This is a genomic window from Nakamurella alba (assembly GCF_009707545.1).
In the GTDB taxonomy this organism is placed as follows: Bacteria; Actinomycetota; Actinomycetes; order Mycobacteriales; family Nakamurellaceae; genus Nakamurella; species Nakamurella alba.
On sequence record NZ_WLYK01000001.1, the window covers coordinates 1,406,919 to 1,418,917 of the forward strand.

11 protein-coding genes are annotated in these 11,999 nt (G+C 70.1%); 5 read left to right on the plus strand and 6 right to left on the minus strand.

Features of this window, described 5'->3' with window-relative positions:
* Position 1: 1 nt before the first annotated feature.
* Complete coding sequence (locus GIS00_RS06325; protein ID WP_154767393.1) at positions 2-658, minus strand: winged helix-turn-helix transcriptional regulator; 657 nt, start codon at positions 656-658, stop codon at positions 2-4.
* A gap of 62 nt (positions 659-720) precedes the next feature.
* Here GIS00_RS06325 and GIS00_RS06330 point away from each other — a divergent pair, with 62 nt between their 5' ends.
* Complete coding sequence (locus GIS00_RS06330; protein WP_154767394.1) at positions 721-1,524, plus strand: alpha/beta fold hydrolase; 804 nt, start codon at positions 721-723, stop codon at positions 1,522-1,524.
* On the opposite strand, the gene GIS00_RS06335 is transcribed toward GIS00_RS06330, so the two are convergent.
* The 5 genes from GIS00_RS06335 to kdpF are packed head-to-tail and all read right to left on the minus strand — an operon-like array spanning position 1,512 to position 8,503.
* The gene (locus GIS00_RS06335) at positions 1,512-4,028 is read right to left on the minus strand and encodes an ATP-binding protein (RefSeq protein WP_322097585.1); all 2,517 of its coding nucleotides are present in this window, start codon (positions 4,026-4,028) and stop codon (positions 1,512-1,514) included. The genes GIS00_RS06330 and GIS00_RS06335 overlap by 13 nt on opposite strands.
* Positions 4,025-4,627 carry a potassium-transporting ATPase subunit KdpC gene (gene kdpC / locus GIS00_RS06340; protein WP_154767965.1) on the minus strand — a complete coding sequence of 201 codons (603 nt, stop codon included), beginning with the start codon at positions 4,625-4,627 and terminating at the stop codon, positions 4,025-4,027. The genes GIS00_RS06335 and kdpC overlap by 4 nt, the downstream gene beginning before the upstream one ends.
* Positions 4,628-4,662: 35 nt before the next feature.
* Positions 4,663-6,750 (minus strand): potassium-transporting ATPase subunit KdpB, encoded by a 2,088-nt coding sequence (gene kdpB / locus GIS00_RS06345; protein WP_154767395.1) that lies wholly within the window; start codon positions 6,748-6,750, stop codon positions 4,663-4,665.
* Positions 6,747-8,411 carry a potassium-transporting ATPase subunit KdpA gene (gene kdpA, locus GIS00_RS06350; protein WP_154767396.1) on the minus strand — a complete coding sequence of 555 codons (1,665 nt, stop codon included), beginning with the start codon at positions 8,409-8,411 and terminating at the stop codon, positions 6,747-6,749. The genes kdpB and kdpA overlap by 4 nt, the downstream gene beginning before the upstream one ends.
* On the minus strand, positions 8,411-8,503 hold the full coding sequence (kdpF, locus tag GIS00_RS06355; RefSeq protein WP_322097586.1) for a K(+)-transporting ATPase subunit F: 93 nt from the start codon (positions 8,501-8,503) through the stop codon (positions 8,411-8,413). The genes kdpA and kdpF overlap by 1 nt, the downstream gene beginning before the upstream one ends.
* A 351-nt stretch (positions 8,504-8,854) precedes the next feature.
* On the opposite strand from kdpF, the gene GIS00_RS06360 reads away from it, so the two are divergent.
* From GIS00_RS06360 to GIS00_RS06375, 4 genes are all read left to right on the plus strand, one after another.
* On the plus strand, positions 8,855-9,184 hold the full coding sequence (locus GIS00_RS06360; RefSeq protein WP_154767397.1) for an ArsR/SmtB family transcription factor: 330 nt from the start codon (positions 8,855-8,857) through the stop codon (positions 9,182-9,184).
* A gap of 1 nt (position 9,185) precedes the next feature.
* On the plus strand, positions 9,186-9,884 hold the full coding sequence (locus GIS00_RS06365; protein WP_154767398.1) for a cation transporter: 699 nt from the start codon (positions 9,186-9,188) through the stop codon (positions 9,882-9,884).
* Between the two features lie 181 nt (positions 9,885-10,065).
* Complete coding sequence (locus GIS00_RS06370; protein ID WP_154767399.1) at positions 10,066-11,031, plus strand: quinone oxidoreductase family protein; 966 nt, start codon at positions 10,066-10,068, stop codon at positions 11,029-11,031.
* A gap of 77 nt (positions 11,032-11,108) precedes the next feature.
* Positions 11,109-11,981, plus strand: coding sequence for an AraC family transcriptional regulator (locus tag GIS00_RS06375; RefSeq protein WP_322097587.1), 873 nt, complete (start codon positions 11,109-11,111; stop codon positions 11,979-11,981).
* Positions 11,982-11,999 lie beyond the last annotated feature (18 nt).

The window sequence follows — 11,999 nt, forward strand, 5'->3', positions numbered from 1 at the left end:
GTCAGGACCGACGATGATCGTCGAAAGCCGTGAGGACCCGCGTCAGCAGCCCGGTGTCGCCCTCGACCCGGGCGTCGCCGGAGCGCACCGCATCGTCGAGCGGCCGGTGGTCGAACACCAGATCCTGGACGACCCGCACCGTTGCAGCGAGAAGGCAGTCGGCAGGTTCCTCCGCCCGTACGACAACCAGGCGCCCGCCGGACACGGTCAGCAGGAACCCGTCATCGGGCAGCCGGACCTGGACGGTGCCGCCCGTCCCGACGATCGCCGAGGGCTGGAAGGTCGTGCGCAGGGCAACCATCAGCGCGTCCGGGCTCAGCGCACGGGCGGAGTCCGGTCCGGGTGGCAGCGGGCTGCCCCAGCGGCCCAACGCCAGCAACACCGGCTCCAGATCCCGCCCGCGCCCGGTCAACTCGTAGACCAGTCCGGTGGCGGGTGGCAGCCCGCGCCTCCGGGTGACGATCCCGGCGTCCTGCAGCTCGCGCAGTCGTTGGGTCAGGACGTTCTGGCTCGTGCCCAGGAGTCCACGGTGCAGATCGGCGAAGCGTTTCGGCCCGAACAGCAACTCGCGGACCACGAGCAGCGCCCAGCGCTCCCCGACGAGATCGAGGGCCCGGGCGATGCCGCAGAGATCGTGATAGCTACGCACGAAACCCATAGTACTTCCTCTTCGACACTGATTACTCCTAGACTAGGAGTAATCAAGCGAAGGAGCGGACGATGCCCCACATACGATCGGCCGACGGCACCGCAATCGGGTTCGACGTCTTCGGGAACCGCGGCCCCGCGGTAGTCCTGGTCAGCGGCGGACTGGACGACGGCAGCGAGAACGTCCCGCTGGCCGAACATCTGGCCGGCGACTTTCGTGCGGTGGTCTACCGCCGTCGCGGTCGCGGCGACAGCGGTGACACGCCGCCGTACGCGGTGCAGCGAGAGGTCGAGGACCTCGCCACCGTGATCGCCGCCGTCGGCGGCCGGGCGCATCTGTTCGGCGCTTCGTCGGGCGGGGCGCTGGCCCTGCATGCTGCTGCCGCCGGCCTGCCCGTCGACCGGATCGCTGTCCACGAGGTGCCGTACCTGCTCGGCGAGGAGATGCTCGGAGCCTGGCGTGCCTACACGTCCGACCTCGAGGCAGCACTGGACCGCGACGACCGTGACGAGGCGCTGCGGCTCTTCATGCGGCTGGCAGGCTCCTCCGACGAGCAGATCGCCGGCGCCGAGGCTGCTCCGGTGTGGCCGGCGCTACGGGCGCTCGCGCCGACTCTGCGCCACGACGCCGCCTGCCTCGGTGACGGCGCGCCGCCCGCCGATCTGCTCGCGGGCGTACGCATGCCGGTGCTGCTCACCACCGGCGCGACCATCGACCCGCATTCGGCCGGACTGCCCGTCGACTTCTTCGGCGCTGCAGCAGATGTCGCGGCAGGTCTGGTGCCCGATGCCCGCCGGGTGACGATCGAGGTGCCCGGACACGTCGCCGACCCGGGACTGCTCGGCCCGGTGCTGACCGACTTCTATCTCGGCTGAGGGCCGTTCGACAGGACAGCGACCGGAACTGTGACCAGCACGGTGAGCCCACCACCGGGGGTGTCCTCGAGTTCGATCGAGACGTCCAGGGCGTCGGCGAGCCCGCGGGCCACGGCCAGACCGAGGCCCAATCCGTTGCCGGCCGGGACGTCGCCGAGCCGCTGGAACGAGGCGAACATGGTGGGCCGGTCCTTCTCCGCGACACCCGGGCCGTGGTCGGCGATCCGGATCATCACGGCGTCACCGTTCTCGCCGGCCACCGGTCCGGCAGTGAGCCGCACCCGGCGGCCCTCCGGCGTGTAGCGGACGGCATTGGAGACGATGTTGGCCAGCACCCGTTCCAGCAGGCCGCCGTCGGTGTCGAGCAGCGGCAGGTCGTCCGGGATCTCGTCGGCGATCACGTCCACCGGGATGCCCAGCAACGCGCCGTGCACCACTTCGTCCACCGACACCGGTCGGCGCAGCGGGGTGAGCACGCCGGTGTGCAGCCGCGACAGGTCGAGCAGATTGGTCAGCACCGCATCGAGCTGGTCGGCGGCCTCGGCCGTCGAGCTGAGCAGCTCCTCGCGATCCTCGGTCGACAGCGTCACGTCGTGTGTCCGCAGACCGGACACCGAGGCCTTGATGGTCGCCAACGGCGTCCGCAGGTCGTGGGACAGCGCGGCCAGTACGGCGGTGCGAACGGAGTCGGCCTGCCGCAGCCGGTCGGCCTCGCCGGCCCGGCCGGCCAGATGGAGCCGGTCCGCGGCGAGCGCGGCCTGCGCCGCGAAGACGTCGACCAGGCTCTGGTCCGCCGCCGGGAGCACCCTGCCGTACAGCAGCAGCTCATGATGGCGACCGGCCGGCACCGTCAGATCGGGACGGGTGTCCGGTGGCACGGGAAGGCCGGACAGACAGGACTTCTCGCCGCTGCCGACCTCGCGGAGGGCAACGGTGGTCATCCCGAAACCGATCCGCGCGCGGTCCAGTACGGCGGTGACCCCGTCGGTGGCGGTCAGGCTGTCGGTGGCCACCGATGCCAGCAGCTGGGCCTCCGCCCGGCCCTTCGCGGCCGAGCGGGCCCGTGCCGCCGAACGATCCACGATCGAGGCGACCGAGACGCCGACGGCGACGAAGACCGCCAGCGCGAAGATGTTCTGCGGTTGCGCGATGGTGAGCGAACCGATCGGCGGCGTGTACAGCAGGTTGGCCAGCACGCCGGCGATGACGGCGCTGACCGCCGCGGGCACCGTGCCGCCGATCAGTCCGTTGGCCAGGACGCCGAGCAGGAAGACCAGGAGCACCGACGGCAGGCCGAGCCCGTCGCGCAGCGGGAGCAGGGCGCCGGCGAGTCCGATCGGCACCAGCAGTGCGGCCGTCCAGGCCACCCAGCGCCGCCGTCGCGGCGCCAGGTCCGGTGCGATGGCACGCTTGCGGGAGGAGTCGGCGTCGTGGGTGACCACGTGGACGTCGATGTCGCCGGAGTCGCGGACGATCGAGTTCAGCGTGCTGGAACGCACCAGCTGGGTGAACCGGCCGTGCGTCGACGCGCCGACGACGATCTGGGTGCCGTTCATACTCCGCGCGAAATCCAGAACCGCCGCGGCGATGTCATCACCCACGACGAGCTGCAGGCTGCCGCCGAGCTTCTCCGCCAGCAGGCGCTGCTTCTCCAGCTCGGCCGGGTCGGTGACGGAGGAGCGGGTGCCGTCGGAGCGCACCACGTGCACGGCGATCAGCGACCGACCGGCCACCCGGCCGGCGATCCGGGCGCCGCGGCGGATCAGCATCGCGCCCTCGGGGCCGCCGGTGAGGGCGACCACGATGCGTTCGCGCACGGCCCAGGTGCCGGTGATCCCGCGTTCGTTGCGGTAGCGCTCCAGGCCCTCCTCGACCCGGTCGGCGAGCCAGAGCAGGGCCAGCTCACGCAGCGCGGTGAGGTTGCCCTCGCGGAAGTAGTTGCCCAGCGCGGTGTCGATGCGTTCGGCCGGGTAGATGTGGCCGTGCGCCATCCGCCGGCGGAGGGCCTGGGGCGACATGTCGACCAGCTCGATGGCGTCCGCGGCGCGCACGACGGCGTCCGGGACCGTCTCCTGCTGCTGGATCCCGGTGATCGCGGCGACCACGTCGTTGAGCGACTCCAGGTGTTGGATGTTGACGGTGGTGATCACGTCGATGCCGGCGTCCTGCAGCATCTGCACGTCCTGCCAACGCTTCTCGTGGCGGGAGCCGGGCGCGTTGGTGTGGGCGAACTCGTCGATCAGCACCACGGCCGGGCGCCGCTCCAGCACCGCCTCGACGTCCAGCTCGGTCAGTGCGACGCCCCGGTGGTACACGGTGGCGCGGGGGATGACCGGCAGGTCACCCCCCGCGCTCGCGGTGTGTTCGCGACCGTGGTCCTCGACGATGCCGATGACCACGTCGGTGCCACGGGAGCGGCGGCGGAGTCCCTCGGAGAGCATCGCGACGGTCTTGCCGACGCCCGGTGCCGCTCCGAGGTAGACCCGCAGCCGCCCCCGGCTCACGGCTGGAGCCGTTGCAGGGCGAGGTTCAGCTCGAGGACGTTCACCCGGTCCGCACCCAGGAAGCCGAATGTCGGGCCCTGGATGTGCTCCTCCACCAGGGCACGCACGGCCAGCGGGTCGAGCCCGCGGGCGGTGGCCACCCGGTTCACCTGCAGCAGCGCGTAGGCGGGGGAGATGTGCGGGTCCAGGCCGGAGGCCGACGCGGTGAGCGCATCGGCCGGCACGTCCTCCGGTGCGACACCGTTGGCCGCGGCGACCTCGGCCCGCCGCTCGTCGATCAGGGCGAGCAGGTCGGGGCTGTCGGCAGCCAGGTTGCTGCCGCCGGAGGACAGCGCGTCGTAGCCGTCACCGGCAGCGGACGGCCGACCGGCGAACCACTCGTCGCCCTCGAACTGCTGCCCGATGAGCGAGCTGCCGACGACGTCGCCGTTGGCGTCGGTCACCATGGATCCGTCGGCCTGGTCCTTGGCGATCACCTGGCCCACGCCGAGAACAACCAGGGGGTAGACGATCCCGAGGACTATGGTCATCGCGATCAGGAACTTGAGCCCGGTCCACAGCTGGCGGCCGGCCACGGAAGCCAGCGTCCCGCCGGACATCCGGGACTCGGTGGTGTGCGTGTCGTTCGTCATGGTCAGGCCACTCCGGGGATGAGGCTCACCAGCAGGTCGATGATCTTGATGCCGACGAACGGCACCACCAGACCGCCGAGCCCGTAGATGAAGAGGTTGCGGGACAACAGCTTCGAGGCGCTCGTGGGCCGGTACCGGACGCCACGGATGGCGAGCGGGATCAGCGCCACGATGACCAGGGCGTTGAAGATGACCGCCGAGATGATCGCCGACTGCGGCGAGGACAGGCCCATGATGTTGAGCGCCGACAGGCCGGGGTAGGCCACCATGAACATCGCCGGCAGGATCGCGAAGTACTTGGCGACGTCGTTGGCGATCGAGAAGGTGGTCAGCGCACCGCGGGTGATCAGCAACTGCTTGCCGATCTCCACGATCTCGATGAGCTTGGTCGGCGACGAGTCGAGGTCGACCATGTTGCCGGCCTCCTTCGCCGCGGCCGTGCCGGTGTTCATTGCCACGCCGACGTCGGCCTGGGCGAGCGCCGGGGCGTCGTTGGTGCCGTCACCGGTCATGGCGACGATCCGGCCACCCTCCTGCTGCTTGCGGATGTACGCCAGCTTGTCCTCCGGCGTGGCCTCGGCGAGGAAGTCGTCGACGCCGGCTTCCTTGGCGATGGTCCGGGCGGTGAGCGCGGAGTCGCCGGTGATCATCACGGTGCGGATGCCCATGGTGCGCAGCTCCGAGAACTTCTCGGCGATGCCGGGCTTCACGACGTCCTTGAGGTGGATGACGCCGAGCACCTCGGCGCGCCCCTTCGCCGTGCGGGCCAGCAGCAGCGCGGTGCCACCGTCGGCGGCGATCGCGTCGGCGTCGTTCTGGCTCTCCGTCGGGAGCTCGTCGCCGTGGCTGCGCACCCACTCGGCGACCGCAGTCACCGCGCCCTTGCGCAGTTCGGAGCCGTCCGGCAGGTCGATGCCGCTCATCCGGGTGCGGGCGGAGAACTCGACGACCTCGCCGGCCACGGGTGCGGCGGCATCCAGGCCGTAGCGCTCGGCGCACAGTTCGACGATCGAGCGACCTTCCGGCGTCTCGTCGGCCAGGCTGGCGGCGAGCACGGCCTTCGCCAGGTCGTTGCCGTCGACACCCGGGGCCGGGAGGAAGCGGTCCGCCCGCCGGTTGCCGAAGGTGATGGTCCCGGTCTTGTCCAGCAGCAGGGTGGAGACGTCGCCCGCGGCCTCGACGGCCCGGCCGCTCATCGCCAGGACGTTGCGCTGCACCAGGCGGTCCATGCCGGCCACGCCGATCGCGGAGACCAGAGCGCCGATGGTGGTCGGGATCAGACACACCAGCAGGGCCACCAGGACCACGATCGACTGGGGGGCGCCCGAGAAGTCTGCCATCGGCTGCAGCGCGATGGTGACCAGCAGGAACACGATGGTCAGCGAGGCCAGCAGCACGTTCAGTGCGATCTCGTTCGGCGTCTTCTGCCGCTGCGAGCCCTCGACCAGCGCGATCATCCGGTCGACGAACGAGTCGCCCGGCTCGTTGCGGATCTCCACCACGATCCGGTCGGACAGCACCCGGGTGCCACCGGTGACCGAGGACCGGTCGCCGCCGGACTCGCGCACCACCGGGGCGGACTCGCCGGTGATGGCCGACTCGTCCACCGCGGCAACACCTTCGACGACATCGCCGTCACCGGGGATCACATCGCCTGCCTCGCAGACCACGCGATCACCCTTGCGCAGATCGCCGGCGGGGACCGAGATCTCGCGGCCGTCGCGGTCCAGCTTGCGGGCGGTCGCGGTCGCCCGGCCGGCGCGCAGGCTGGCGGCCTGGGCCTTGCCCCGGCCCTCGGCGACGGCGTCGGCGAGGTTGGCGAAGATCACGGTCAGCCAGAGCCAGATGGTCACCGCCAGCACGAATCCGGAGAACTCGGTGAAGCACAGGATGGTGCTGAGCACGGATCCGATCTCCACCACGAACATGACCGGGTTCTTCACCATGCGCCGGGGATCGAGCCCGCGCAGCGCGTTCGGCAGCGCGGTGATCAGACTGCGCGGGGAGAACACCCCGGCGCTGATCCTGGACGGCGGCAGACCCGTCTCGGTCGGCGGGACCGACCGATCGGTCAACACGGGGGCGGTCATGCGGACAGTCCTTCGGCGATCGGGCCCAGCGCGAGGGCGGGGAGGTAGGTGAGGCCAGCGACGAGGATCACGACGGCGACGAGCATGCCGACGAACAGTGGCCGGTGGGTGGGCAGCGTGCCCGCGTCGTCGGGTCGGACCCGTTGCCGCGCCAGGCTTCCGGCGAGACCGAGCACCAGCACGATCGGCACCAGACGGCCGAGCAGCATGGCGAACCCGAGGACGATGTTGTAGAAGTCGCTGTTCGCTGACAGGCCGGCGAAGGCCGAACCGTTGTTGTTGGCGGCGGAGGCGAAGGCATAGGTGATCTCGGAGAGGGCGTGCGGCCCGCCGTTGAGGACGGCCTCCCTGGCCGAGGGCACGAGCAGCGCCGACCCGATGCCCAGCAGCACGATGGCCGGGGTGGTCAGGATGTACCCGGCGACGAAGGTCATCTGCCGGCCGCCGATCTGCTTGCCCAGGTAGGTCGGTGTACGGCCGACCATCAGGCCCGCGACGAACACCGTGACGATCGCCAGCACGAGCATGCCGTAGAGCCCGGAACCGGTTCCACCGGGGGAGATCTCGCCGAGCAGCATGTTCAGGATCGTCACACCGCCGCCGATCCCGGTCATCGACGAGTGCATGGAGTTGACGGCGCCGGTGGAGGTCGCGGTGGTGGTCACGGCGAAGAGCACCGACGAGGGGATCCCGAACCGGGTCTCCTTGCCCTCCATGGCTGCGCCTGCGGCGTCGAGAGCGGCACCGGCGTGGGCGTTCTCGGAGATCAGCGCGGTGACCAGGGCTCCGGTCCACAGCACGGCCATGGCCGCGACCACGGCATAGCCCTGCTTGAGCGATCCGACCATCCGGCCGAAGGTGCGCGGCAGCGAGAACGGGATCGCCAGCATCAGGAAGATCTGGAAGATGTTGGTGAACGGGTTCGGGTTCTCGAAGGGGTGCGCGGAGTTGGCGTTGTAGAAGCCGCCGCCGTTGGTGCCGAGCTCCTTGATCGCCTCCTGCGAGGCGACAAGACCGCCCGGGATGGTCTGCCGGCCGCCGGCGAGGGTGGTGACGGTCTCCGGGACGTTGAGGTTCTGCACGACGCCGGAGATCACCATGACGATCGCCGCCAGGAACGACAGCGGCAGCACGAGACGCAGTACCAGTCGGGTCATGTCGACCCAGAAGTTGCCCAGGCGATCGGTGCCGGAGCGGGACAGGCCCCGGATCAGGGCGGCCACCACGGCGATGCCGACGGAGGCGGACAGGAAGTTCTGCACCGTCAGACCGATGGCCTGGATGGTGTAGCCCAGGGCGGACTCGCCGGCGTAGGACTGCCAGTTCGTGTTCGTCACAAAACTGACCGCGGTGTTCCAGCCCTGGGCGAGCGGCATGTCGGGGGTGTCGTTGGCATACGGCAGCGCGCTCTGGATCGAGAGCAGCAGCCACAGCAGAGCGATCGAGACGATGCTGAACATCACGACGGACAGCGCGTAGACCACCCAGCGCCGATCGGCCCTCGGGTCGATGCGCAGCATGCGGTAGACGCCGCGTTCGGCGCGACTGTGCTTCCCGGGTGTCAACACCCGGGCCATGTACTCGCCCAGCGGAACGTGCACGATGGCGAGGGCCAGGACCAGCACCGCGATCGTTGTCGCGGCGGCCCACCACCCGGTCATCAGAACTTCTCCGGACGGACGAGGGCGACCACCAGGTAACCCAGCAGCAGCACCGCGACCACGGCGGCGACGACGGTCATTCCACGCTCCACGGGTCAGGCCCCGGACCTCCGGGCCTTTCGAATCGGACATCGCGACGGTAGGAGTGCGGACCGCCTGTTTCCGGTTGGTTGACAGACTCTTGACGCCGGGGGAGCGGATCTTGACGAGATCCTGATGCCGGAGGTCGCGGGTCGCGGGTCGCGGGGCGGCCCCACACCGGCAGACCGTCGATGCCGGGGTTGATGCCGAGGCGGGCCAGGAGCCCGAGAACCTCTCCGATTCTGAACATCCCCTGGCCCAAAAAAGGCATCGGATGTTCAGAATCTGTGACGCACGACGCCCATGAGTTGGCACATAGTTCACTCTTTGCTGAATACAGCAAGCGGTGTACCGTCGGCGCTATGGAGACGGTGACCCACGGCTCGGTGCTCGCTCGATTCGGTCACGCGTTGTCCGACCCGACCCGCGCCCGGGTGATGCTCGCCCTAAGTGAGAGTCCCTTCTATCCCTCCGATCTGGCGGACCTGCTCGGGGTGTCCCGGCAATCGTTGTCGAACCACCTCTCGTGCCTGCGGGGCTGTGGGCTGGTGGTCACCGTGCCGGAGGGGCGGCGGACCCGTTACGAACTGGCCGACGCACGCCTGGGTCATGCGTTGGGCGACCTGATGAGTGTCGTGCTGGCCGTGGACCCGGAGCACTGCGACGCGTCGAACGAGAACGGTTGCTGCTGACATGGTCCCGCTCAACCTGGAGCTCGGCGCATCGTCCGCTCGCCGGGCGCTGCTGCACCGCAGGATCCGCCTGTTCGTCGCGGCCACCATCGCCTACAACGTCATCGAGGCGGTGGTGGCGATCACGGCCGGCACGATCGCGTCCTCGGGCGCCCTGATCGGGTTCGGCCTGGACTCGATCATCGAAGTGGGCTCGGCGGCGGCGGTCGCCTGGCAGTTCGCCGGGCGCGATCCCGAGGCCCGGGAGAAGGTGGCTCTGAAGATCATTGCGGTGTCCTTCTTCGCGCTGGCCGCCTACGTCTCCGTCGACTCCGTTCTCGCCCTGACCCGCGGTTCCGAGGCGGAGCACTCCACCGTCGGACTGGTGCTGGCCGGGCTCAGCCTGGTGATCATGCCGTTCCTGTCGTACGGGCAGCGGCGGACCGGGCGTGAGCTCGGGTCACGCTCGGCGGTCGCGGACTCCAAGCAGACCCTGCTGTGCACCTACCTTTCCGGTGTGTTGCTGGTCGGTCTGGCCGTCAACTCGCTGTGGGGGTGGACCTGGGCCGACCCGGTCGCCGCCCTGGTGATCGCTGCCGTCGCCCTGAAGGAGGGACGGGAGGCGTGGCGCGGCGACAACTGCTGCGCGCCGGTCGGTCTGACCGCGACCCGCACGGAGGAGTCGCACAGTTGCTCGGGCGGGTGCAACTGCTGCGCCTGACCATGGCCCCGGTCCGATCGGGCCGGCGGTGCCAGGGGAGGCAGGTATCGAGATCCCGCTGACGTGCAGATCTGCACAGCCCCCTGTGTCGATGTGGCTCTTCTCCGCGCAGATGGTCCGCGGCACTGTGGGGTCGAGCCGGTGGCGCCGTCGCCCCGGCCCCAGGAGAGGAAGCACCATCATGCGCGCTGTCGTCGTCCCCGCCACCGGTGGTCCGGAGATCCTTCAGGTCTCCGAGATCGGCACCCCGACCGCAGGTCCCGGGCAACTCCTGGTCCGGGTCACGGTCGCGGGCATCAACTACATGGACGTCTACCAGCGCACGGGAGCGGTACCGCGGCCCACGCCGTTCACCCTCGGTGTGGAAGGTGTCGGGGTCGTCGAGGAACTCGGTCCGGACGTGCAGGATTTCGCCGTCGGTGACCGGGTCGGCTGGTTCAGCGGGGGCAGCGGCAGTCACGCCGAGTTCGCGACGGTGGAGGCCGGCCGCGCGGTGGCCGTGCCGGACGGGATCACCGACGACCAGGCCGTCGCCGTCCTGATGCAGGGGATCACCGCGCACTATCTGGCGACCGACACCTACCCGGTCGCACCCGGCGACCCGGTGCTGGTGCACGCCGCGGCCGGTGGTGTCGGTCAACTGCTGACCCGGATCGCCGTGCACCGCGGCGGAACGGTGATCGGCACGGTGTCGACGCCGGCCAAGGAGGCCGCCGCGACAGCAGCCGGGGCATCACACGTGTTCGGCTACCAGGACATCGCCGACCGGGTCAAGGATGTCACCGGAGGTGCCGGTGTGGCCGTCGTCTACGACGGGGTCGGCGGCCCTACCTTCGACGCGAGCCTGGCGAGCCTGCGGCAGCGTGGCGTCCTGGTCGCCTACGGCACGGCCGGCGGGCCGACACCGCCGCTGGAGATCCCGCGGCTGAACTCCGGCGGGTCGCTGTACGTGACCCGCCCGACCATCGCCCACTACGCCGGGACCACCGACGAACTGCGTCGACGCGCCGCCGAGGTGTTCGGCTGGGTCGCCGACGCGACCGTGCCCGTGAGCATCGGAGCGGAATTCGCACTGAACGATGTCGCCCAGGCGTATCGCGAACTGGAGGGGCGGCGCACGGCCGGCAAGGTGATGCTGCGCCCCTGACTCCCGATCGTTCCGGTCCGGAATGATCGGGCGCGGACCCGGGCCGGACCGGCAAGGTGGATCACGAAGGAGGCACCGTGATCGCAGCACTGAACCGTCTGGTCGACGCCGTCGAGACGCAACTCGGCGAGGACATCAAGGTCGATGAGGTCGCTGCCGGCGTCGGCACGACCGAGTACCACCTCCGGCGGATGTTCTCGTCGCTGGCCGGCATGCCTGTGACGGAGTACGTGCGTCGGCGCCGGATGACCGTCGCCGCAGCGGATGTCGTGGCCGGCGACGGTCTGTTGGACATCGCAGTCCGGTACGGGTACGGCTCGACCGAGGCGTTCGGTCGGGCGTTCCGGATGGTGCACGGCAGCACGCCGGCCGAGGTGCAGCGTCACGGCGGCCCCCTTCGTTCACAACCGAGGCTCAGGTTCCGCCTGACCGTCGAAGGGAGCGACCCCATGGACACCCGTATCACCGACCGACCCTCGTTCCGGCTGGTGGGTCACGCGACCCGCGTCCCGCTGATCCACCACGGCGTCAACCCGCACATCGCAGCTTTCGTCGCCGCCCTGCCCGCCGGCGAGCATCAGCGGCTCAAGGACTGCAGTGACACCGAGCCCGGTGGCCTGCTGCAGGTGACCGCCGACGTCGACCCCGATTACACCGAGGGCACCAGTCTCACCTACCTGCACGGCGCAGCCGTCAGCGGGAACTCCGTGCTACCGGAGGATCTCGATGTGATCGAGGTCCCCGCCGGATCCTGGGCCGTGTTCCGCGCCACCGGGGCCTACCCGGACGCGTTGCAGCGGACCTGGGCGGCCACGGCCACCGACTGGTTCCCGTCGAACCCGTGGCGACTGCGCCCGGGACCGTCGATCGTCGCCGTGCTCGAGCGGGCCGACGACTTCAGTACTGCGACCACCGAGCTGTGGATGCCCGTCGAACGCGACCCGGGCTGACCCGGGCAGACCCAACCT

Coding starts and splice junctions, on each gene's coding strand:
- kdpB (WP_154767395.1), bottom strand. CDS start 6,750: ATGACCGCCCCCGTGTTGACCGATCGGTCGGTCCCGCCGACCGAGACG.
- GIS00_RS06370 (WP_154767399.1), top strand. CDS start 10,066: ATGCGCGCTGTCGTCGTCCCCGCCACCGGTGGTCCGGAGATCCTTCAG.
- kdpC (WP_154767965.1), bottom strand. CDS start 4,627: ATGTCCGGCGGGACGCTGGCTTCCGTGGCCGGCCGCCAGCTGTGGACC.
- GIS00_RS06330 (WP_154767394.1), top strand. CDS start 721: ATGCCCCACATACGATCGGCCGACGGCACCGCAATCGGGTTCGACGTC.
- GIS00_RS06325 (WP_154767393.1), bottom strand. CDS start 658: ATGGGTTTCGTGCGTAGCTATCACGATCTCTGCGGCATCGCCCGGGCC.
- GIS00_RS06365 (WP_154767398.1), top strand. CDS start 9,186: ATGGTCCCGCTCAACCTGGAGCTCGGCGCATCGTCCGCTCGCCGGGCG.
- GIS00_RS06360 (WP_154767397.1), top strand. CDS start 8,855: ATGGAGACGGTGACCCACGGCTCGGTGCTCGCTCGATTCGGTCACGCG.
- kdpA (WP_154767396.1), bottom strand. CDS start 8,411: ATGACCGGGTGGTGGGCCGCCGCGACAACGATCGCGGTGCTGGTCCTG.